Source organism: Liquorilactobacillus sucicola DSM 21376 = JCM 15457, assembly GCF_000612445.1.
Taxonomy (GTDB): domain Bacteria; phylum Bacillota; class Bacilli; order Lactobacillales; family Lactobacillaceae; genus Liquorilactobacillus; species Liquorilactobacillus sucicola.
The window spans coordinates 130,637-154,681 of sequence record NZ_BALC01000002.1; the positions used below are offsets into that span (position 1 = coordinate 130,637).

At 39.8% G+C, this 24,045-nt stretch carries 17 protein-coding genes and 2 pseudogenes; 17 read left to right on the forward strand and 2 right to left on the reverse strand.

Annotation, left to right across the window (positions count from 1 at the left end):
• Window positions 1-705: 705 nt before the first annotated feature.
• Window positions 706-1,735, reverse strand: a pseudogene (locus JCM15457_RS03845) (lactonase family protein).
• 189 nt (window positions 1,736-1,924) lie between these two features.
• Here JCM15457_RS03845 and JCM15457_RS03850 point away from each other — a divergent pair.
• Window positions 1,925-2,281 carry a PTS glucitol/sorbitol transporter subunit IIA gene (locus JCM15457_RS03850; RefSeq protein WP_034987818.1) on the forward strand — a complete coding sequence of 119 codons (357 nt, stop codon included), beginning with the start codon at window positions 1,925-1,927 and terminating at the stop codon, window positions 2,279-2,281.
• Between the two features lie 212 nt (window positions 2,282-2,493).
• Here the strand turns inward: JCM15457_RS03850 and JCM15457_RS03855 are convergent, their stop codons facing one another.
• Entirely contained in the window at window positions 2,494-3,471 is a 978-nt protein-coding gene (locus tag JCM15457_RS03855) for a GMP reductase (RefSeq protein ID WP_034987821.1), read from the reverse strand.
• A 196-nt stretch (window positions 3,472-3,667) separates the two neighbouring features.
• Here JCM15457_RS03855 and JCM15457_RS03860 point away from each other — a divergent pair, with 196 nt between their 5' ends.
• The 16 genes and pseudogenes from JCM15457_RS03860 to ruvA all read left to right on the forward strand — a co-directional run bounded on the left by JCM15457_RS03860 (window position 3,668) and on the right by ruvA (window position 24,040).
• Entirely contained in the window at window positions 3,668-4,174 is a 507-nt protein-coding gene (locus tag JCM15457_RS03860; protein WP_034987824.1) for an aminoacyl-tRNA deacylase, read from the forward strand.
• Window positions 4,175-4,196: 22 nt separating this feature from the next.
• Complete coding sequence (locus tag JCM15457_RS03865; protein ID WP_034987827.1) at window positions 4,197-5,057, forward strand: methyltransferase domain-containing protein; 861 nt, start codon at window positions 4,197-4,199, stop codon at window positions 5,055-5,057.
• Between the two features lie 203 nt (window positions 5,058-5,260).
• Window positions 5,261-5,773: a tRNA (uridine(34)/cytosine(34)/5-carboxymethylaminomethyluridine(34)-2'-O)-methyltransferase TrmL gene (trmL, locus tag JCM15457_RS03870; protein ID WP_034987833.1), complete on the forward strand. Its 513-nt coding sequence runs from the start codon at window positions 5,261-5,263 to the stop codon at window positions 5,771-5,773.
• A gap of 142 nt (window positions 5,774-5,915) precedes the next feature.
• A complete protein-coding gene (locus JCM15457_RS03875; RefSeq protein ID WP_034987836.1) occupies window positions 5,916-8,246 on the forward strand; it encodes a DNA translocase FtsK in 2,331 nt (776 codons plus the stop codon).
• Window positions 8,247-8,478: 232 nt separating this feature from the next.
• Window positions 8,479-9,738 (forward strand): EF-P 5-aminopentanol modification-associated protein YfmF, encoded by a 1,260-nt coding sequence (gene yfmF / locus JCM15457_RS03880; RefSeq protein ID WP_034987837.1) that lies wholly within the window; start codon window positions 8,479-8,481, stop codon window positions 9,736-9,738.
• The gene (yfmH, locus tag JCM15457_RS03885; protein WP_034987839.1) at window positions 9,738-11,039 is read left to right on the forward strand and encodes an EF-P 5-aminopentanol modification-associated protein YfmH; all 1,302 of its coding nucleotides are present in this window, start codon (window positions 9,738-9,740) and stop codon (window positions 11,037-11,039) included. Before yfmF ends, yfmH begins: the two co-directional genes overlap by 1 nt.
• A gap of 2 nt (window positions 11,040-11,041) precedes the next feature.
• Complete coding sequence (gene ymfI / locus JCM15457_RS03890) at window positions 11,042-11,767, forward strand: elongation factor P 5-aminopentanone reductase (RefSeq protein ID WP_034987841.1); 726 nt, start codon at window positions 11,042-11,044, stop codon at window positions 11,765-11,767.
• A gap of 90 nt (window positions 11,768-11,857) precedes the next feature.
• Window positions 11,858-12,781, forward strand: coding sequence for a helix-turn-helix domain-containing protein (locus tag JCM15457_RS03895; RefSeq protein WP_034987843.1), 924 nt, complete (start codon window positions 11,858-11,860; stop codon window positions 12,779-12,781).
• 38 nt (window positions 12,782-12,819) lie between these two features.
• Window positions 12,820-13,407: a CDP-diacylglycerol--glycerol-3-phosphate 3-phosphatidyltransferase gene (pgsA, locus tag JCM15457_RS03900; protein WP_034987845.1), complete on the forward strand. Its 588-nt coding sequence runs from the start codon at window positions 12,820-12,822 to the stop codon at window positions 13,405-13,407.
• A gap of 91 nt (window positions 13,408-13,498) precedes the next feature.
• Window positions 13,499-14,742, forward strand: a pseudogene (locus tag JCM15457_RS03905) (competence/damage-inducible protein A).
• 114 nt (window positions 14,743-14,856) lie between these two features.
• Entirely contained in the window at window positions 14,857-15,915 is a 1,059-nt protein-coding gene (recA, locus tag JCM15457_RS03910; RefSeq protein ID WP_034987847.1) for a recombinase RecA, read from the forward strand.
• A gap of 295 nt (window positions 15,916-16,210) precedes the next feature.
• Window positions 16,211-17,776 (forward strand): ribonuclease Y, encoded by a 1,566-nt coding sequence (gene rny, locus JCM15457_RS03915; protein WP_034987849.1) that lies wholly within the window; start codon window positions 16,211-16,213, stop codon window positions 17,774-17,776.
• A gap of 159 nt (window positions 17,777-17,935) precedes the next feature.
• Entirely contained in the window at window positions 17,936-18,736 is an 801-nt protein-coding gene (locus tag JCM15457_RS03920) for a TIGR00282 family metallophosphoesterase (protein ID WP_034987850.1), read from the forward strand.
• Window positions 18,737-18,749: 13 nt separating this feature from the next.
• Window positions 18,750-21,377, forward strand: coding sequence for a DNA mismatch repair protein MutS (mutS, locus tag JCM15457_RS03925; RefSeq protein WP_034987852.1), 2,628 nt, complete (start codon window positions 18,750-18,752; stop codon window positions 21,375-21,377).
• 15 nt (window positions 21,378-21,392) lie between these two features.
• Window positions 21,393-23,399, forward strand: a complete 2,007-nt coding sequence (gene mutL, locus JCM15457_RS03930; RefSeq protein WP_034987854.1) for a DNA mismatch repair endonuclease MutL — start codon at window positions 21,393-21,395, stop codon at window positions 23,397-23,399.
• 26 nt (window positions 23,400-23,425) lie between these two features.
• The gene (ruvA, locus tag JCM15457_RS03935) at window positions 23,426-24,040 is read left to right on the forward strand and encodes a Holliday junction branch migration protein RuvA (protein ID WP_034987856.1); all 615 of its coding nucleotides are present in this window, start codon (window positions 23,426-23,428) and stop codon (window positions 24,038-24,040) included.
• Window positions 24,041-24,045: the final 5 nt, after the last annotated feature.

The following is a 24,045-nucleotide window of genomic DNA, read 5'->3' on the forward strand; positions in this document are numbered from 1 at the left end:
ATTTAAGTGAGATGGGCAAAAAAGAGGGGGCTGTGCCATAAGTCCTTCAAAATAAAAGAGATTAGTGAAAATCGTTCTTTGATTTTCACTAATCTCTTCTTTTTGGTTCATATAAACGTGTTTCATAGGTCAAACTCGCTTGTCGGCCTCAAACTTTACCGTTGTATGGCATAAGCTGTTCTTGACTAAACATAAGAAAGAGTAACTTGCGAAGAAAATAAGTCCTTACCAGTCATGGTTCCAAGTTTGGATTTTAGGTGAGGCGGAAAAGCTTCGACTGCACCAAGCGAAACCACTGTGCTTTCCCAGAACCGCTCTCATAGTACGGCCATTGATTAAAATTGGAAACATCAACGTGAGACTGCCAGAGTCAAATCATAAGGAAAAAAACTTATGAGACCTTGAGACCAAGGTATGAGTAATCATATAATTGGTTAGTTTTTTACCGTGGTTAAAAAAATTTGATTGTTTTATCCATGCAAACTATTACTGCGAACTTATCCTGTTTAGGATAAGTTCTTTTTTTACGGTAATAGTAGTCCAACAATATGAGCAGATGCTGTCGCCTGTTGGCGAAGCGGTTTACGGATAGCAAAAAATAAAATTTCACTGGCATACGTGTCACATGCTTTTCATACGAACTAAGGGTTTCAAATGCAGAAGCAATATGAGTTAGTTCCCTTAGTTTCAAGTAATATTTTTTAATCAATCGATGAAGGCAACACAAACGCCTTCGGGGATGGTAATATCTTTTTGAATGCAGGTTAACTTGCCAGTCGTAGTATCACGGCTCAACAAAGTTGCATTGTCGGTGTTTTGGTTAGCCACCACAATAAATTTGCCAGTTGCATCAAGCATGAAATCACGTGGAAAGTCGCCCTGAGTAGGTGCATACTCAATGAGATCCAAGTGCTTTTTTGCAGCATCAAATGCAAAAACAGCAAGTGAATTGTGACCACGATTGGAAACATAAACAAATTTTCCATCTTGGGATATGCGGATAGCTGCAGCTCCATTGTGCTTATTCCATGTGGCTGGAATCGTAGACACAGTCATTATGTGAGTAAACCTGCCCGTTTTTTGGTCGTAGGCTAGCAGTGCTAGCTTGCTGCTTAGCTCACCGGCAAGAAAAGCATATTTGCCACTTGGGTGGAAGACCAGATGGCGCGGTGCGAACCCAGCAGCAGTTGAAAATTCTGCAACCAAGTTTAACTTCCCGTCAAAGGATACGTCATACGTATAGAGTTTGTCAGCACCAAGGTCGCAGACTGCCAGTCGTCTGTCTGGTGTTAGATCAGTATAGTGAACATGAGATTTTTCCTGTTCTGGGCGGGGCCCGCTGCCGTGATGGCGTACCTCGTCTTTTTTGACCAATTTGCCGTGCTTATCAGTTTTAAGAACTGTGATGGTGCCCTCATGGTAATTAGCAGTGAAGACGAGCTGCTTTTCTTCATCAATGCCGATATAACATGGCGGAGCACCAGCTGCTAGGACTTCATTCTGGAAAGTAGGTGTGGAAGAGGACAAGGCATAGCTGGCAACGCCACCATGCTGATCTTTTTTTGAAATCGTATACAAAACATTATCTGCCGAATAACGCAGGTAAGTTGGATTTTGGATCTCAACAAATACTTTTGGTGCGCTTAATGTTTTCTGGTCAGTGTTGAGAATAGCACGATAGATACCCTTAGAACTTTTTTTTAGTATAGGTGCCAAATAAAACTGTTTCTTGCATTTTAAAACCTCCTAATTGCTTGTTTAATCATAGATAGTATACCACATAATGTACAAAGCTCTGATACGCCAGGAAAGCAAAAAAATGGTACAACTTAATTAAAGCGGAGAAACATTGCACTGAGTATTCCTTAAAGACATATGATACAATGTGATTATTCTATAGATAATTCGAAGGAGTCAGACGATTATGTTAAAAGCAGAAGTTGTTGAAATAGGTCCGGAAGCTATCTCGAAAAATGATCCTTTGTTGATACTTTTTGATGAGACCGCATCGACTAAATTGAGACGTGTTTCAATTGTTCAACGATTTTCAAAAAGTGGAGATGCTAATTATGATATTGCGGCAGGAAATAAGATAAGCATAGATGACCAGGAGTATGAGGTCGTCTATGCAGGTCAACTGGTGAAGAGCAATATGGAAATGATTGGGCATGCGACGCTTTGTTTCAGTGAAGTGCCAGAAACGCCACAGCATAACGGAATTTATCTCAAGCCTTTTGATTTTCCTAAAATACATGTTGGCAGCATTATCAAATATTACTAAAACCTGATTGTAATTTTTAAACTAAACAAGGAGTCCGCAACCAATCAAATGGCTGCGGACTCCTCTTTTATTCCGTATAAACGTGTTCCATAAGTCAAAATTCTCCGTCTGACTTCGAATTACTCATAGCAAAGTACTCGCTATGTTCGTAATTTCGAGTTATTACTCAAATTTTCCCGACTTATGTCACACTCTCTTTCAGGGGAGCAGAGCTAAATGCTGTCTCCGTTGAAAATTGAGTTTTTGACAATAACATAATCGACTTTGCGCAAAGCTGCTAGATCACGACCTCCTGCATATGAAATGGATGACTGCAAATCTTCATGCATTTCTCGTAGAGTATCTGCAATGGTACCGCGATAAGGAACTAATAATTTTTTGCCTTCAACGTTTTTGTACTGGCCTTTTTGGTATTGTGATGCAGATCCAAAATAGGTTTTGTATTTGTGACCATCCTTTTCAATAACTTCACCGGGACTTTCTTTATGTCCTGCGAAAAGTGAACCGATCATACACATTGAAGCACCGAAACGAACTGACTTGGCAATATCCCCATTGTAGCGGATTCCGCCATCTGCAATGATTGGCTTGCTGGCAGCCTTGCTGCAAAGCCGTACAGCAGCAAGTTGCCAACCACCGGTTCCAAAACCAGTTTTTAATTTTGTAATGCATGCTTTTCCAGGACCGATTCCGACTTTGGTCGCGTCTGCGCCAGCATTTTCAAGTTCACGCACACCTTCGGGCGTACCAACATTACCTGCAATCACAAAGGTGCCAGGGAGATTTTTCTTGATATGCTGAATCATATCAATAACTGTCTCTGCGTGTCCATGAGCAATATCAATCGTAATGTACTCGGGGAAAGCCCTTTTAGCAGCTAAGACATTGATAAAATCATACTCTTGTGGTTTGACGCCAACCGAGATTGAAGCGAAAAGGCCTTCTCTGTGCATTTTTTGTATAAAAGGGAGCCGCTTTTCTTCGTCAAAACGATGCATGATATAAAAATAACCATTGCGTGCAAGCCAAGCAGCCAGCGGTTCATCAATGATAGTCTGCATATTAGCAGGAACGACAGGGATTTTAAAGGTCATTGGGCCGAATTTTATTTTGGTGTCGATTTCAGAACGGCTTTTAACGATGCATTTATTAGGAACTAATTGAATATCTTCATAATCAAAAACAGGCAATATAAAGACCTCACATTCTAAATTTACAAATATTATTCGTCGATTAGTGACTTTTGGTTCACAAACACTGTTAAATCTATCCTAAATTAATTTGAAAGTCAAATAAAAAGGAATGCTTAACATATATCATTCGTGTTTATCAAGAAATGACTAATTATGAGGGGCAGGTTATAATATAGATGAAGATTGACAAGGAGTGAAGCAGCATGCAAAAAAGGCCAAAATAAAAAAGACAAATGACGAAAGAATACTTGATCAACATCATATTGATTACCGTGAAACCCACTTCGACTGGATTACAAAGGGCAAGGATGCGTTGACGGAAGCAGAAGCAAATGGCGTGCCAGCCAAAAGTATTTTAAAAACAATCGTTTTAAAGGGAAGCGATAACGTCCGCGACTATCTTGTTGTTTGTCTGCCGTTAGAATATGAAATAAATCTAAAAAAAATTGCTAATGAGCTGGGGAAAAAGCAAGTTCATTTAGCCGATAATAAAAGATTAATTAATATTACAGGCTATGTTCACGGGGCTAATACTCCAATCGGCATTAGTGTTCGTAAGGGTTTTCCGATTTACTTTGATGAAAGAATAAAAAAATTTGATAAGATTTCTGTTTCGGCAGGCAAAGTTGGAAGATCTGTTTGTTTGCGGCAGGGTGACTTAATAGACCTGGTAAAGGGCAAATATCTTAAGGTTGAGTAGCTAATTTGGACGGAGGAAAAGTGTGAAAAAAATCGAGTACGGGATGGATTTTGTTGCTAGAAATCTGGGAATTTTTAAATGTCCTGTTTGTGGCAGAAGTTTTGAAAAAATAGTACATAAAAGCGTCAGCTGTGATCAAGGGCACTTGTTTGATTTTTCAAAAAAGGGGACACTTTATTTTTTGAAGCATGGTGTTAAAAGCGACTATAATGATGAAACTATGTGGCAGGCACGGCGTAATGTCTTGCAGGCGGGTTTGTTTCAACCAATTGTTGATGAAATAAGCAGTTTTCTTTCCGAAAACAGGTCATTGCGAATAATTGATGCAGGATGTGGTGAAGGTTCAACTCTGAAGTATTTTGAAAATAAACGTGAAAGTAACAAGGATATCTATGTTGGTTTTGATATTTCAAAAAGGGCAATTAATCTGGCAACGCAGGGAGAGGGTTCAGCTTTTTTCTGTATCGCTGATTTAGCTCAGCTCCCATTTGCTGCGAATTCGTTTGACGCAATCATTGATATGTTTTCACCATCGGCCTATGGAGAATTTGAACGGATTTTAAAAAAGGGTGGTATATTGTTCAAAGTCATCCCTAATGAAAACTATTTGATTGAATTGAGGCACATGCTGTATGAAAAAAATGATAATCATTATTCTTATAGCAATGCTGAAGTTCTGTCCTTATTTAAACAGCATTATCCTCAGGCTAGAGTCAAGAGAATCAATTATGAATTCACACTTAAAGAGACATCTTTTGAAGATCTACTATACATGACACCATTGCACTGGGGGGCTGCTGAAACCAAGATTGATGATGCACTTGCAACTGGATTAGCCAAAATAACAGTCGATGTTTTACTTTTAATGGTTGAAAACGATTGAAAACTAATTGTTTTTTGAAAATAACTTGTAAATCAAAAGCTGGAATGGTATTATAGCGTAGAGAAATCGGTTGTTAACAATTAACGGAACAGAGTCGTTAGTTGTTGAATGATTGTACTTCATTAACGTAGCTGTTCGCCGTGCCCACACCGAATGGCTACGCTTTTTTTGTTTAAAAAAATATGAATAGAGAAGGAAAGATCATGGCAAACCACATTGTTTTATTTGAACCGCTGATGCCGGCTAATACAGGAAATATTGCAAGAACGTGTGCAGGAACCAATACGGAGCTGCATTTGATCGAGCCCTTGGGGTTTTCAACAGATGATAAGTATTTAAAAAGAGCAGGATTGGACTATTGGGATAAAGTGAAAATAACATATCATGAAAACCTGCAGGCGTTCATGCAGACGCTGGGAGTTGCCGATGATCTGTATCTTGTTTCCAAATTTGCAGAACATGCATACACTCAGGTCAGATATAATCATGAAGGCAGAAACAACTACTTTATTTTTGGCAAGGAGACAACGGGGCTGCCGGAGCCATTTATGCGGCAAAACGCAGACAAATGTATCAGAATACCACAAAATGATACGCATATTAGAGCATTGAACTTATCTAATACAGCTGCAATCGTAATTTACGAGGCGTTGAGACAGCAAAACTTTCCTGCTTTGGAAAAAAGTCATGTTTATGAAAATGACAAGCTTAAATAATCTTTTTGGTCGTGTTAATTTGAAAAGCATACTGTTTATTTAATCTAAGGAACCTCCTCATCATCGTAGCTGGGATAATGTCTTGCGATGTACTTATGTTATAATCAGACCAAGTAGTTAATAGTGAGAGGGGTATCAAGCTTTGGCACAACGTAAGAGGAAAAGGCGAACAACTAGCAGAAAGTCGGAATTTATATCCAAGCGCACAAGCGGTGGATTATTTATTCTTGTAGGCTTATTAGGTTTCTTGAAACTCGGCTATGTTGGAATATTATGTGTAAATATTTTTCGCTTGTTTATCGGTGATGCATACCCTGCAGGACAGGTTGTGCTTATCATTTTAGGTGCCTATTTGCTGCTGACTGGAAAAGAACCGCAACCTAAAAAACATTACCTAAGTGGTGCAGGGGTTATGTTGGCCAGTGGACTGCTTTTATTGCACAGCCTTTTTTTTCAACAATTGGAGCTGCATTCTAATTTTATTAGTATTACTTGGCAGTATTTACGTGCAGACATTGCTGCGGGAAGCATAGGAAGCCGCATTGGTGGTGGATTGTTAGGTGCACTCTTATATACACCTTCTTACTTTTTATTTTCGCAAATTGGAACGTATATTGTCACGGGAGTGGCTTTTGTTGTAGGTGCATGTATTTTCAGTGGTTTTCCGGTTAGTCGCGTACTGGAGTATTGTGGAAAGGCACTCTATCAGTTACTTGCTTTTTTCAGGGAAACGCTGCGGTTCTTTATGAACAAATTATACCAAGGGTTTCTAAAATTACGGCACAAGATTGCGGCTGTACAACAGACCAGAAAAAAGGAAAGGGTTGTCGAAAAAGAAAGCAGCCAACCTGAAGTTCAGCCTGAAAAAGAGCAGAATAACAACGGTAGTGAAGAGAAAGTAAAAATTACACAGTCAGAGAATGCAGCTGTTATTAGGACTGACACGTGGAATACAGGAGTGGAACAGGACAAATCCAACTCTAAGGAAAATAAAGATGAGCAAACTACAAAGAAGGGGCTAAGTTTTGGTGACAATCCGGTAAATGATGATTATAAGCTGCCACCGGCAACTCTTCTGCAAAGGGTTGATCCCACTGATCAGAGTGGTGAATATCAAAAAATCGAGAAAAACACACAGGTTTTGAAAAAAACATTTAATAGTTTTGGAGTCGATGTAGATATAAAGAGTGCTATCTTAGGACCAGCAGTCACAAAGTACGAACTTCACCCAGCAATTGGGGTCAAAGTCAGCAAGATTGTCAATCTCGCTGACGATTTAGCACTAGCTTTAGCTGCTAAGGATATTAGGATCGAGGCACCTATTCCAGGCAAGTCCTTAATTGGAATTGAAGTTCCTAATCAAAAAGTTTCGACAGTCTCTTTCAGAGATATTATTGAGGCACAAAAGAAACAAAAAAGCAAGCCGCTGGAAGTTCCTCTTGGAAGAGATATTTCAGGAAAATTAGTGACGGCAGATCTTGCAAAGATGCCGCATTTATTGATTGCGGGTTCAACCGGGAGTGGAAAATCTGTGGCAATCAACGGTATTATTACCAGCTTGCTGATGAATTGTCCGCCGCATTTAGTGAAGCTTATGCTAGTCGATCCTAAAAAGGTAGAGTTGGGTGTTTACAATGGTATCCCCCATCTTTTGACGCCGGTCGTGACTAATCCTAAAAAAGCGTCTAAGGCTTTACACAAGCTGGTTGCTGAGATGGAGCGTCGTTACGAATTATTCGCCAATACTGGTCAGAGAAATATCGCTGGGTATAATGAAATGATCCAACGGCAAAATAGTGAAACGGGTTCAGAAGAAATGCTCTTGCCATACATTGTTATTGTTGTCGATGAATTATCAGATTTGATGATGGTTGCAGCAAATGAAGTTGAAGATGCAATTATCCGCTTGGCCCAGATGGCGCGTGCTGCTGGAATACACATGATTCTTGCGACGCAACGGCCCTCTGTTGATGTTATTACCGGCTTGATTAAAGCAAACGTTCCTTCGCGAATTGCTTTTGCCGTTTCGAGTGGGACTGATTCAAGAACGATAATTGATACAAACGGTGCTGAAAAATTACTTGGACGCGGTGATATGCTATTTTTGCCAATGGGGCTTAATAAGCCAATCCGTGTGCAGGGTGCGTTTATTTCTGACAATGACGTGGCAAGTGTTGTAGATTTTGTCAAACAACAGCAGTCAGCTGAGTATGATGAGTCATTGATTGTTTCTGATGAAGAAACAACGCAAGATGAGACTGAAGATTCAGAAGACGAACTTTTCAATGATGCAGTTCAACTGATTGTTAAGGAGCAAGCATGCAGTATTTCAATGCTCCAACGCCGCTTTCGTATCGGATATAATCGTGCGGCAAGGTTAGTTGATGAAATGGAGGCTAAGGGGATGGTTGGTCCTTCTGAGGGCAGCAAACCACGAAAAGTTTATCTCAGTAACGATACTCCTCCAGAGTAGTAATGACTAAGGAGCATGCGTTAAAAACGAGGTGTATTCTTTGGGTTAAAGTATCCAACTTTAATCAGAGGAATATGCCTTGTTGCGGTTGCAGCTTAAGTAGTTTTTAAAATTAAGGTAAGCGGCACTTGAATAAGCAGAAGCTGCACACTGATCAATAGAAGCTTATTTGTAATTTTGATTTTAATCAATTATGATATTGTACATAAGCAATTTTGAGGAGGAAACAGAAGTGCGTACTGAAATAACGCCTGGTGTGAATTTAACAGTTACACCAAACAAACAATTCAAAACAACAAGAATCGCTATTGCACTGATTGAACCTCTTGATAGTAAAGTGTTAACTAAACGGATGCTGCTGGCAAATGTGTTAGAAGCTGCAAGTGCACATTTTCCAACCCAGAAGGCAGTTGCGGAAAAACTATCAAAAATGTACGGTGCTGGTTTTGGAATCACAGTTGAGCGCCGTGGAAATGTTCATATTATGAATTGCGTTTTCGATAGTGTGAATGAACGTTACTTGGCTGACGAGGAGAATTTATTCGATGAAGCTTTTGCTTTTTTGAAGCAGTGTCTTTTTGCACCGTTAGTCTTTAATGACGCTTTTGAGCAGGAAACATTTGAACGTCAGAAGAAAAATTTGGGCTTCTATATGCAGAGTGTCAAAGATGATAAGCAGCTCTACGCGGCGCTTTCTTTGCAAAAAAATTATTTTACGGATGAAGCACAAAGAGTACCATCATTTGGTACTTATGAACAATTAGAGAAGATAACTTCTAAAGAATTGTACGACTATTATCTGGAGTGTATTGCAAAGGATCAAATTGAGATAGTTGTGTCTGGAAATGTGGATGTAAAAGAGTGTGAAACGTTAGCACGTGAACTTCCGTTCTCAAAGCGGAATTCTTTTGAGGGACAGCTTTTTTATACTCAGGATCTCCAAATGGAGGTTAATGAAGAAAATGAACATCAAGCTGTTGTACAAGGAAAACTAGATTTGGCTTATAATTTACCTATTTTTTATCGGGAAAAGGGATATTATGCGGCCTTGATCTTTAATGGTATTTTTGGAGGACTGCCGCTCTCAAAGCTTTTCATGAATGTACGCGAAAAATCCAGTTTGGCATATTATGCGAACAGTTCATATGACAGCTTCCGAGGTTTTGTTTCGGTTCAGGCTGGAATACAACCTAAGAATAAAATGGCTGTTCAGGAAATAATAACTAAACAGCTGGAAGATATAAAAAATGGTGAAATTTTGCAAAATGAATTTCAAGATACGAAAAAGGCTTTGAAAAATTCATTTTTGAGCAGATTGGATAGTCCAACGAACAACTTGGATCAAGCATTGATAAATATTCTAATGAAAAGAAATGTTTCGGTTCAAGAATGGCTGCAGGATCTTGATGCTGTCAGTCTCGATGATGTTGTTGAAGCAGCTCAAAAAACAAAGCTGCAGTCAATTTATTTTTTAGATGGAGAAGTTAACTAATGGAAATAGTGCAGTACGCGCAATTCGGCGAGAAAATGTATAAAGAAAAATTAGACAACGGTTTGGAAGTCAATATTCTTCCCAAAAGAGGATATCATAAAACTTACGGTATTCTGACGACTGATTATGGGTCACTTGATAATAAATTTGTCCCACTGCATAAAACAAAAATGGAACGTGTCCCTGATGGAGTTGCGCATTTTCTGGAACACAAGTTATTTGAGAAGAAAGATCATGATGCATTTGAGTTGTTCGGTCACTATGGAGCAGACGCAAACGCATTTACTAGTTTCACCAATACTAGTTATCTTTTTTCAACTGCCAGCTATCCACAGAAAAATTTAGAAATTCTATTGAATTTTGTTCAAGAACCTTATTTTAATGCCCAATCAGTCGAAAAGGAAAAGGGGATTATCGGCCAAGAAATAAAGATGTACGAGGATGATATCGACTGGCGTTTTTATTTTGGAATGCTTAAAAATCTGTATCCAGAGCATCCGTTGAGCGTCGATATTGCGGGAACTACAGAATCAATTAGTAAAATTACGGTTGAAAATTTGTATGATTGCTACTGGACCTTTTACCATCCTAGAAACATGAATTTGTTTGTTACTGGAGATGTTGATCCTGAGGAAACGTTCGAGTTAATAAATAAAAATCAAGCTAGAAAAAACTTTGCCCCAGCTGAAGAAGTTAAGAGGGCAATTTTAAAATATGATGAATCAGGCCAAGATATAATACCTTATCGAATGTTGGAGCTTGACACACAACGTGCAAAAGCAGCCGTTGGGGTCAAGGGATTAGACCAAGTTCCAGCGGGGCGTGCGGGTCTGACCTATAAAATGCGCATTGAAATGCTTCTTTGGCTGCTATTCAGTGATACTTCCGCTAATTATACGCGTCTTTACAATGAGGGTATTATTGACGATAGTTTTGACTTTATGTTTCAATTGGAACGTGGTTTTCACTATGCTTCAATCAGTAGTGATACAAATGACCCACAAAAATTCTGCCATGATATAATCAATATTTTAGAAAATGCTGAGCAAATACTAAAGGGACATTATCAGCAGTTTAACTTGGCCAAAAAAGAGTTGCTCGGCCGGCAGATTCACATCATGAATTCACTAGAAGGCATTGCTAACCAATATTCAGGTCATTTATTTGAAGGAGCGACTGTTTTCGATAAGGCCGCTGTTATTCAGCAAATGGAGTTCGAGGATGTTTTACAAGCATGTAAAGCTTTTATCCGCTCAGAAGCAGTTAGTGTGTATCAAATTTTACCAAAAGAAGGTATTTAATTATGAAATGGGTCCTGATAGTCGGTTCATCAGGGGATATCGGCAGTGAAATAGCTCGTGATCTGGCCACCCAAGGATGGTCAATTTACCTACATTATTTCAGAAATAAGAAAAAAAGTGATGCTTTATGCACGAACTTGCGACAAACATATCCCAAGCAGGATTTTATTCAGTTGCAATGCGATCTCACTAGCAAGACTGAACTGGATAAGTTGAGTGAACAGCTTTTTGGTCTGGATGCTGTTATTTTTGCTCAAGGAACGACTTGCTATGGCCTTTTTCATGATTTAAAGCCCACTGAGTTTAACTCTATGCTCTCCATGCAGCTGACGGCTCCGTTATACTTGCTGCAAAAAGTTGAGGAGAAACTAGCTCGTAACCATTTTGGCAGAATTGTCTTTATTGGATCTGTTTATGGTGGAGCAGGGAGCGCAATGGAAGTTGGATATAGTGCAATCAAGGGCGCTTTAAGTTCTTTTGCAGCAGCATATAGCAAAGAAGTTGGTTCACTTGGAATAACGATCAATGTTGTTGCCCCAGGAGCTGTAAACACACAAATGAATGCATTATTTTCTGAAAAAGAAAAGATTCAAATTGATGAAATGATTCCGCTGGGACGATTTGCGGCAGCTAGCGAGATCAGTTATTGGGTTCAGGCAATGTTGAATGAACGTGCTGCTTACCTTACTGGTGAAACGATTTATGTCACTGGAGGCTGGCTGAAATAATCAATTCTTAATTAATATTTGTCTTGAGCTATGCTATACTAGAAAGGGATTTAGAAAGTGTAATCGGACAGTAATGGAGAGTTAATAAATATGACTGAAATTGGAAAGAATCTTAAAAATGCAAGAATAGAAAAGGGCTATACGCTGGATGATCTGCAGCAGATAACGAAGATCCAAAAGCGCTATTTGATTGCGATTGAAGACGAAAAATTTGATGCTTTACCGGGAGATTTTTATGTTAAAGCATTTGTCCGCCAATATGCTGAGACAGTTGGGATGGACCCAGAAGAGCTTCTTGACGAAATTGGTGACGGTACCCCAAAGCCAGCCGATATTACGGAAAACGCAGCAACGCGTGAGGATGTCCGCAGTCGAATAGAGTCTACTAGACAGAGCATGGCAAAGACAAATAAATTCAATCGACTTTTGTCCTACCTGCCCACAGTTATCATTGTCTTAATTGTTGTTGCTATTTTAGGTTCTATTTATTTTGTTGCTTGGAACAATCATCAAAAAACAGCTGATTCACAGCAGATTCAAAGCAGCAGCACTAAAGTATCTGTTTCATCTGATGATGTGAGTTCGAACAAAAAGAAAGCTACTAAGAAGAGCTCGTCGCAGAAGGATTCCAGCTCGTCGGCATCCAGCACTTCAAGTAAGAAAAAAGATAGCAGCAGTGCTAAGAAGAAAGGGTCGCGGATTAGCTTAGATTCAAATTCAGGCTCATCGTTTGTGTATAATTTGAAGAACAGTCCTAAAGAAAACATTGTTAAGGTCAGTGTTAAGGACGCGAGTGCTTGGACTGCCGTTTCTGTTGATGGAACACAGCAGTGGCAAGGAACTTTGAGTTCAGGAGAAGATCATGAGTTGAAGATCCCTTCAGGTGCCAGTTCGATTGCTATTAATTTAGGGAATTCAAAAGCGACGAAGATTGAGATTAACGGACGCAATTTTAATTTTATGAAGGATAATAGTTCCTTAACAGTTAGGACTTTGACGTTGAATATCAAGTAAACTGCTGCAATGCAGCATGAAAGAGAGGGGAGTGGAACATGAATTTACCGAACAAATTAACCGTGATTCGGATCTTCTTGATTCCGGTGTTTATTTTAGTGCTGACGATTCCATTACAATGGGGGACATTGAATTTTGGAGGCACGGTACTCCCTGTGGCACAGCTAGTAGGGGCGGTCATTTTTGCTGGCGCGTCTTTGACTGATTTCGCAGATGGGCAGATAGCACGCAAGAGACATTTAGTAACGAATTTTGGCAAATTTGCTGATCCCTTAGCTGACAAAATGCTTGTTATGACAGCTTTTATTCTTTTGGTGTCAATGGGGAAGGTCCCGGCTTGGGTTGCCGCAATTATCATTTGCCGCGAATTAGCTGTCACGGGTTTGCGCCTTATCGTTGTTGAAAATGATGGTGAGGTAATTGCCGCTGCTATGCCTGGAAAAATCAAAACAATGACACAGATGTTCTCCATTATTTTTCTCTTGTTGAATAACGTGTTTTTTGCGGCTGTTGGAATTCCTCTTGGTGAAATATTATTGTATATCTGTTTGTTCTTCACAGTATATTCGGGAATTGATTACTTTGTAAACAGCAAACAGGTCTTCGCTGATTCATTTGATAAGTAACTCTTTTAAGGAACTGGAATATGTTTTTCAGTTCCTTATTTTTGTACAAATAATTACTGCCTTGCGTAGTTAGTATATGGAGGAGAAGTAAATGCATACTGAAATAATCGCAGTTGGTACGGAAATATTATTAGGGCAAATCATTAATACTAATGCAGCGTTTGTTGCTCGCAGGCTTGCTGGGATGGGGATCGATGTTTATCATCAAACTGTCGTAGGAGACAATTCGCAACGCTTGACTCAGGCTATCAAGATTGCTGCTAAACGCAACGATCTGATTATTTTAATGGGTGGTTTGGGACCGACAAAGGACGATTTGACAAAACAGACTGTTGCTAATTTTTTGAAAAAAAAGCTAATTGAAGATGCAGATGCAATGAAGAAGATAATTCATTACTATGCGGCAAGTGAGAAAGAAATGACTGCTAACAATCGTTTGCAGGCACAGTACATAGCGGGTTCCGTCCCTTTAAAAAACGAAACCGGTTTTGCAGTGGGAGAGTATTACCAAAATGATCATGGCTGCGATTTTTTGTTGTTGCCTGGACCGCCCAATGAATTAAAGCCAATGTTTGCAAATTTTGCTCAGCCGTTATTATATAAAAAATACCATAACAATCATTTGCTCTTTTCACGAGTATTACGTTTCTTTGGCATAGGCGAGTCGCTTTTGGCAACAAAAATAGAAGATCTTATTGATAAGCAGTCCAATCCGACTATTGCACCATATGCAAAAACGAGTGAAGTCACCTTAAGACTTACTGCAAGTGCTGTTGACGAGTATGAGGCCAAGCAGCTTTTGGATGAGACTGAAGAAAAAATTTGCAGCCGTGTTGGTGAGTATATGTATGGCTATGGGGATGAAAATTCACTAGTAAAAGTTGTTGTTCAGAAACTGCTACAGGCAGGGTTAAGTATAACTGCCGCTGAGAGCTTGACAGCTGGAGCTTTTCAGGCAGCACTAGGTGACGTACCGGGGGTATCCAGTGTTTTCCCTGGCGGATTTGTTACGTATGCTAACAGTGCTAAGAGCGGTCTTTTAGATATTCCCGCACGAATTATTCAAACTAATGGTGTCGTAAGTGAAGAAACGGCAAAATGGATGGCGCGAAAATCAAAGGAGAAAATGGAAACGGATATTGGAATCTCGTTTACGGGCGTGGCTGGACCAGATGCCTTGAAGGGAAAGAAGCTGGAACCGTGTGGATTGGTCTTGCTTTCAAAGATCGTCCGGTCCAAGCGAAGCTTTATCATTTCGCTCGTCAGCGATCACTGGTGCGTGAACGAAGTGTATTAACCGGCTTAGATTGGATCAGACGTGAGCTGATAAAATGATTTTTTCGAACCTTTGTTCGATTTTTCTTGCAATTTATTTTTTTAATCGGTATTATTGAGTGGAAGACCGCTATGAATTATTCTTAGGCATGGTCGGACTGAGGAGGAATTAGATTGGCTGATGAGAGAAAAGCAGCACTGGATGCTGCCTTAAAAAAAATTGAAAAAAACTTTGGTAAGGGTTCTATTATGCGAATGGGAGAAAAAGCTGATACCCAGATTTCAACAATTCCAAGTGGTTCTTTGGCTTTAGATGAAGCCTTGGGTGTCGGTGGATATCCTCGAGGAAGGATTGTTGAAGTTTATGGACCTGAAAGTTCTGGTAAAACGACTGTAGCACTTCATGCAGTCGCGGAGGTTCAGAAAAACGGCGGTGTCGCAGCTTACATTGATGCTGAGAATGCACTTGACCCTGCTTATGCAACAAAATTAGGTGTAAATATTGACGATTTACTTTTATCACAGCCTGACACTGGTGAACAAGGCCTTGAAATTGCTGATGCCCTAGTTTCTTCTGGTGCAATCGATATTGTTGTTGTTGACTCAGTTGCAGCACTCGTGCCACGTGCTGAAATTGAAGGTGAGATGGGTGATGCACACGTAGGGCTACAGGCCCGCTTGATGTCGCAAGCGTTACGTAAACTTTCAGGAACGATTAATAAAACGAAAACAATTGCAATTTTTATAAACCAAATTCGTGAGAAAGTCGGCGTGATGTTTGGTAACCCAGAAGTTACACCTGGTGGACGTGCACTTAAATTCTACTCGACGATCCGCTTAGAAGTAAGGCGTGCCGAACAGATTAAAGATGGGGCCGATATTGTCGGGAACCGTGTTCGTATCAAAGTTGTCAAGAACAAAGTCGCACCGCCTTTTAAGCGCGCAGAAGTTGATATTATGTATGGTGAAGGAATCTCCAAAACCGGTGAATTAATCGATATGGCAGTCGAAAAAGAGATTGTTAAAAAAAGCGGTTCATGGTACTCATATGGTGAGGATCGAATCGGTCAAGGAAGAGAAAATGCAAAACAATATTTAAGTGATCACCCAGAGATGATGACAGAGGTTACACACAAGGTTCGTCAAGCTTATGGAATCGCTGATGCGGATGAAAAAGAATCAACCGAATTGCCACTAGATGATAAAAAGGAAAATGCAAAAGCAAAAGAGTAGCACTATCAAAAAGGGCAGTAGCAGAACGGTGAGTTTTGTTGCTGCTTTTTTATTTGAAGAGCGAAAAGTAAGCTGCAAATTTAGGCTATCCCAAGATATGGCGTGCTGAGATATTTTACCAGTAGTAGAGAGTCGCAGGACTCTACTTCCTCAAATTGGTGAAACCATCCGTTTTATGTTGACATAACGTAGCACCACACCGTAAAATATAAGAGTATGTTGATCAAAATAACATCTTAAAAGCAATGGTTATTTTAAAAGTTTAATCATTTTTTGACGATGTGGAGGTGAAAATTTGGAACTGACAATTACTATCCTCGCCATCGCTGTTATAACTTTGGGTATTGGTTTAGCTTTAGGTAAAGCTCTTCAAAAGAGCAGTTATAAGAAGAATCTTGATGCCGCTACGCAAACTGCACAAGGGATCGTGAGGAATGCTAAAAAAGAAGCGGCAGCATTGAAAAAAGAAGCTGTTTTGGAAGCTAAAGATGAAAGTCATCGTTACCGAGGCGAAATTGAAAGTGAATTGAAGGAAAGACGTTCCGAGGCTCAAAAACAAGAAAACCGTTTGCTTCAACGCGAAGAGAATTTGGATCGCAAGGATTCAGCTCTTGAAAAACGTGAGCAAGGACTTGTAAAAAAAGAAAATCGGATAGAAATCGACCAAAAAGAGCTGGAGAAAAAACACCTTGAAGTTGATTCTCTAATTAAGCAGCAGAAGACAGAGCTTGAACGGGTTGCTTCCCTGACTAGGGAAGAGGCTAAGGATTTGATCATGGATGAAACTAAAGAAGCTTTGAATCATGAGCTTGCTGTTATGATCAAAGACAAGGAGATAGAAGCTCAAGCTAGTGCTGATCGGACTGCTAAGAGTTTGATTGCACAGGCTATTCAGAGAAGTGCTGCTGATACTGTTTCGGAGACCACAGTATCTGTCGTTTCGTTACCTAATGACGAGATGAAGGGCCGGATTATTGGTCGTGAAGGACGTAATATTCGTGCACTTGAGACTTTAACGGGGATCGACCTTATTATTGATGATACTCCTGAAGCGGTTGTTTTAAGCGGGTTTGATCCAGTCCGCCGCGAAATAGCTAAGATGGCGTTGGAGAAGTTGATTCAGGACGGAAGAATACATCCGGCCAGAATTGAAGAAATGGTGGAGAAATCTACCAAGGAAATAGATGCAAAGATAAGAGATACAGGTGAAGAAACAATCTTTGATCTTGGGTTGCATGCAATGCATCCTGATTTGATTAAAACTGTGGGACGTTTGAAGTATCGGACAAGTTACGGACAAAATGTTCTCGATCATTCGGTTGAAGTGGCTAAGATAACAGGTGTCTTAGCGGCTGAACTTGGTGAGGATGTTACGCTAGCAAAACGTGCAGGTCTGCTACATGATATTGGAAAGGCAATTGATCACGAAGTTGATGGATCTCATGTTCAGATTGGGGTCGAATTGGCTGAAAAATATAAGGAAAGTGATACTGTAATCAATGCGATTGCTTCACATCACGGAGATGTTGAGCCTAAATATACGATTTCAGTTCTGGTCGCTGCAGCTGATGCGATTTCAGCAGCACGTCCAGGAGCTAGAAGCGAATCCTTAGAAAATTATATTCATCGTCTTGAAAAGCTTGAAAAAATCACTAATGAATTTGATGGTGTTAAAAAGAGCTACGCGATCCAAGCAGGACGTGAAGTGCGTGTAATAGTAAAACCAAATGAAGTAAATGATCTGGAGTCAACGGTTCTTGCACGTGACATAAAAAACAGGATCGAAAGTGAAATGGAGTATCCTGGACATATTAAAGTAACCGTTATTCGTGAGATAAGGGCAGTTGAATACGCTAAATAGTCATTATTTTAAGTGATTTATTACCTGCAAGGAAACTGGGATGCTATGTCCCAGTTTTCTTTTTTATTTCAAAACTAAAACAAAAGAGATTTCGCAACAGAGTTGTAAAAATGCTAAAATTGAATTATTGAGCAATGAATATCAGAAAAGGGGAAAAATATGCGTATTTTGTTTGTTGGCGATGTTATGGGGAATGCAGGTCAGGAAGTACTGGAAGAGTATCTACCCAAGTTAAAGCATCTATACCACCCTCAAGCGACGATTGTTAATGGGGAAAATGCAACCAGAGGGCGTGGAATCAATGAAAAAGTGTACAAACGAATATTAAACTGTGGGGCTGATGTTGTTACGATGGGAAACCATACGTGGGATAATCCAGCGATAACGGACTTTATTCAATCAGCGAAAAAACTGATTAGACCAGCTAATTTTTCGGCAGGACAGGTACCAGGCATAGGTTATACGACGATAAAAATAAATCAGCAGAAGCTGGCTGTTCTTAACTTGCAAGGGCGTGTATTTATGAATCCTTCAGATGATCCCTTTGCTGTAGCTAAGGAAGTCATTGCAGAATTAAGAAAACAGACTAATTTTATTTTTGTTGATTTTCATGCGGAAACGACTAGCGAAAAAGCTGCTTTTTCATGGTATTTTGATGGGCAGGTTTCGGCTGTCGTCGGGACACATACTCACGTCCAAACAAACGATGCGCGTATCCTTCCTCAAGGAACAGCTTTTCTGACAGATGTCGGAATGACAGGGCCCTACGATGGTATTATAGGTATGAAACGGCAAAATGTTATAGCACGTTTTTTAAATCAAATGCCGACAAGATTTGAAGTTGCCGAAGATAGTCGCCGTAATTTGTCTGCTTGTCTGATTGACATTGATGATGAGACGGGAAGGGCACGAAAAATAAAGACAATTCAAATTAATGCCGATCATCCGTTCATGCAATAAAGGAGAGAAACAGATGCCGCAAAAAACAAAAAACACACCAATGATGGAACAGTATTTAGCTGTTAAAGAACAATATCCAGATGCTTTTTTATTTTATCGTTTGGGTGATTTTTATGAGATGTTTTATGACGATGCGATTAAGGGTTCACAGATTCTAGAGTTAACATTGACGACACGTAATAAAAATGCGGCTGATAAAATACCGATGTGTGGTGTGCCGCATCATGCAGCACAAAATTATATTGATATTTTGGTCGATCAAGGCTATAAAGTTGCGATTTGTGAACAAATGGAAGATCCTAAGTTAGCCAAAGGAATGGTCAAACGTGAGGTCATTCAATTAGTCACACCGGGAACGATGATCGATCCCTCGGCTAGTGAGGCAAAAGAGAATAATTACTTGACTGCTTTGCATGAAAGCAATGAAAAATATGGGTTAGCTTATGTAGATCTCTCGACTGGCGAATTAAAAGCAGCAACTCTGGAGAGCATAAGCCTTGTACTGAATGAATTGATGAGCTTGCGGACAAAAGAGATTGTAGTTGATGATTCTGTCACAAAAACAAGTTTAGACAAGATAGAGGCACTTAAAATCATGATCTCAAAGCAAGATGAAGTTAGAGAAAGTGCGGAAGCGAGTTATACGATTCAGGATATAAAAAACAAACTTGAGGTGGAAGTAATTCAGCATCTTATCACATATCTTAATGTGACCCAAAAGCGGAGTTTAGGACATCTGCAAAAAGCAGTCCACTATGAACCATCAAATTTCTTAAAAATGGATCCATATTCTAAACGTAATTTAGAGATATTACAAAACAGTCGAACAGGCAAGAAACAAGGAACGCTGTTGTGGCTCTTAGATGCAACCAAAACAGCAATGGGGGGGCGGTTATTGAAACAATGGCTCGAACGTCCGCTACTTGATTCAAAAAAAATAATCAGTCGACAAAATAAAGTCGAGAATTTATTGCAGCATTATTTTGAACGCAGTACCCTCCAAGAAGAATTGACAAGTGTCTATGATCTGGAGCGGTTAGCTGGCCGAGTGGCTTTTGGAAATGTTAATGGTCGTGACCTGATTCAACTGAAGCAATCATTGGAACAAGTTCCTAAAATTAGTTATGTTTTGAATGAACTGAATGACGGGACTTTCGATGATCTTTTAGAAGGCCTTGACCCAGTTGGAGATGTCGTTGATCTAATTGAGAATGCAATCATTGATGAACCACCTATTTCAGTGAAAGATGGCGGACTGATCAAGGCGGGTTATAGTGCAGAACTTGACAAGTATACGGATGCGATGAAAAATGGCAAAAAATGGCTGGCAGAAATGGAAGCAAAAGAACGGCGTGAAACGGGAATCAATAATTTAAAGATTGGTTTCAACCGTGTTTTTGGGTATTATATTGAGGTATCAAAGGCAAATCTGGACAAACTGCCGGCTGAGCGGTATGAACGGAAACAGACATTGACGAATGCCGAACGTTTTATAACACCCGAACTAAAAGAAAAAGAAGCAATGATTCTAGGTGCAGAAAGTAAAGCTATTGAGTTAGAGTATCGTCTTTTCGCAGGTATTCGCAATCAGATCAAAGACCAGATCAAACGTCTGCAAAAATTGGCACGTGCGATCGCAATATTGGACGTTCTACAAAGTTTCGCCGTTGTCAGTGAAAGAGATCATTTTGTCAAACCCAAGTTAACCGCTGGTAAACATGACGTCAAAGTGATGGGCGGCTGGCATCCGGTGGTGCAACAGGTAATGGGGAAGCAAAGCTATATTCCTAATGACGTTGTGATGCCTGAGAAACTTAGCATTCTTTTGATAACAGGGCCGAATATGTCTGGAAAAAGCACTTATATGCGTCAACTCGCACTTACAGTCGTGATGGCACAGATAGGTTGTTTTGTACCAGCAGCAAGTGCTGTTTTACCGGTTTTTGACCAAATCTTTACGCGAATTGGGGCTGCTGATGACTTAATTGCTGGACAGTCGACATTTATGGTTGAGATGAAAGAAGCAAATCATGCACTTAGTCATGCAACACGTAATAGTTTGATATTGTTTGATGAAATAGGCAGAGGAACGGCAACATATGATGGAATGGCATTAGCACAAGCGATTATTGAATATGTTCACGACCATGTATTTGCGAAGACGCTATTTTCAACTCATTACCACGAATTGACCGCCTTATCTGAAAAACTACCAGCGTTAAGGAACATTCATGTTGGAGCTGTTGAAAAAAATGGCGATTTGATTTTCTTGCATAAAATGCAGCCTGGGCCTGCAGATAAGTCCTATGGAATTCATGTTGCAAAGCTTGCAGGAATGCCTGAGAATCTCTTAAAGCGGGCCAATTTTATCTTAGGCAAGTTAGAGAGCAAGAAGAAGCATACTGACAATTCAGTGAGTGATGAGCAAAATACAGTTGAAAAGAAAGCCGATGTAAAAGAAGTTGAACCTCAAGTCGACGATAAGCAGCTTTCTTTATTCGAACCGGAAAAGATTGTTTATAAAAAAGACGATCAGAAAGTATTATCAGAGATTAAAGAAACCGATTTGATGTCACTGACGCCACTTGATGCAATAAATATTTTGTATAAATGGCAGAAGGATCTGAGAAAGAAAAGGTAATTGGAGGTAATTTTCATGCCGAAAATAAAAGAACTCTCAGAAGTACTTGCTGATCAGATTGCAGCTGGGGAGGTAGTTGAAAGACCAGCCTCCGTAGTTAAAGAACTTGTTGAAAATGCAATTGATGCGAAGAGTACTCAGATTGATATAGTTGTTGAAGAAGCAGGTTTAAAAAGAATTCAGGTTATTGACAATGGAGAAGGAATTCCAGCCGAAGATGTTGAATTAGCCTTCAAACGTCACTCGACAAGCAAAATAACGAGCCGTGAAGATTTGTTCAGAATAAAAACGCTTGGTTTCAGAGGAGAGGCTTTACCGAGTATTGCCTCTGTGGCTGATGTCTATCTCGAAACTAGTACTGAAACAGATGTTTCAGGAACACTTTTACATGTTAAGGGTGGTGAGCAGCTTGAAAAGAAAACGAGCGTTCGACCACGTGGAACAGAAATAACTGTTGCAGACTTGTTCTACAATACACCTGCGCGACTCAAATATTTGAAAAGCCTTCAAACTGAACTGGCCGCAATAAGCGATATTGTCAATCGCTTAGCGCTAAGCCACAATGACATTGCGATTTCATTGAGCAATAATGGACATACTTTATTGCAGACAGTGGGAAATAACGATCTTCAACAGACAATCAGTGCAATATACGGTGTGAAGAACGCGCGGCAGATGGTTGCTTTTAACGGAAAGGATCTTGACTTTAAGGTTGCAGGATATGTTTCACTTCCTAAATTAACACGTGCAACTAAAAGCTATATCAGTCTGTTGCTTAATGGAAGATATATCAAAAATTTTCAATTGAGCAATGCGATAATCAAAGGATACGGATCCAAATTGATGGTTGGGCGCTACCCCGTTGCAGTTGTCAATATCACGCTTGATCCGCTCTTAGTTGATGTTAATGTCCATCCAACAAAACAGCAGGTGCGTATAAGCAAGGAAGATCAGTTGGCACAATTATTGACAAAATGTGTTTACGACCGAATAGCACAGGAGAACCTAATACCTGATGCCTTGAAGAATTTGAATCAAAAAACACGCAAGGAAATTGATATTGATCAACTTCAATTTGATCTGAATGAGTCCTCGCGCTCTTATTATCATGATAGAACCGGTACAGGTGAATTGCCGGCCCAACAAGTGACTTCTCAAATAAAAGATGCGGTACCTGACATCAATAGTTCAGGCAGCTCTACCGTAGAAGACGAGCAAGATGAAGAGTCATCAAAGAATGCAAAACCAGCAGTCACTATCATTAGAGACAAAAATGATATGGTGGATAAGTTAGATGAGTGGGACAAAAAATATCTGCGACAAGCATCACAGTCTGCTATTTTACAAAAAACGTCTGAAAATCAGTCGTATGTCCCAAAGCAAGATCAGCTGCAGGCTAAAACCCAGCGCCGCTTTCCAGAATTGACTTATATCGGTCAAATGCACGGAACATACTTGTTTGCAGAATCGCAGGATGGATTGTATATTATTGACCAGCATGCAGCACAGGAGCGCTGCAAGTACGAGTACTATCGTGAAAAAATAGGTGAGGTTGAATCAGACCAGCAAGATCTTTTGGTACCAATAGTTCTCGATTACACAACAAGTGATTCACTGATCATCAATGAAAATCTGCCTAAATTAGAACAATTAGGGATCGACTTGGAGGATTTTGGACCTAACAGTTACATCGTGCGGCATCATCCAACTTGGTTCAAGGATGGACAAGAAGAAGATATTATCCGTGAACTTATTGACTATATTTTAAAAGATGGCAAGATAGATGTTGCAACCTATCGAGAGAAAACAGCAATTATGATGAGCTGCAAACGCTCAATTAAAGCTAACCATCATTTGGATGACAAGCAGGCCAAAGCATTGTTGGAGCAGCTTAAAAAATGTGAAAATCCGTTTAACTGCCCGCACGGACGGCCTGTGTTGGTACATTTTACTAATTCTGACATGGAACACATGTTTAAACGGATTCAAGATCCACATCAGAGCTTGCGAGAACAAGAGTAAGCAGATATTTTAGGAAGGAAGAAGAGATGTACGAATATTTTAGAGGAAAGATAACTGCCGTGACACCATATTATATCGTTGTTGAAGCGGGAATGATCGGTTATCAAGTATATGTTGCAAATCCATTCCGTTACCAAGTTGATGTACAGCATGAAAAAAAGGTTTATATTTATCAAGCTGTAAGGGAAAATGCTATTACCCTCTTTGGTTTCTGGGATTTAGATGAAAAAAACATTTTTGTCAAGCTTCTTAACGTTTCAGGAATTGGACCCAAGAGCGCACTTGCTATTCTAGCGAATGATGATCATCAAGGTCTTGTGACTGCGATCGACAGTGAGGATATCGGTTATTTGACTAAGTTCCCAGGAGTAGGGAAGAAGACGGCCAAACAGATCGTACTGGACTTAAAAGGCAAGATGGAAGAAGCCGGTATACAAAAAGAATTGATAGGACAACAAGGATTGGCACTTTCCAGCCAAACTGATTCAAACCAATATCTGGAAGAAAGCATCGCGGCATTATCTGCATTAGGTTATACTAAAACCGAAGTTAAACGAGTCAGCAAGAAACTTGCACAATTTGCAGGCAAGTCTACTGATGAATATCTGCGTGAAGCGTTAAGATTATTGATTAATAAGTGATGCGA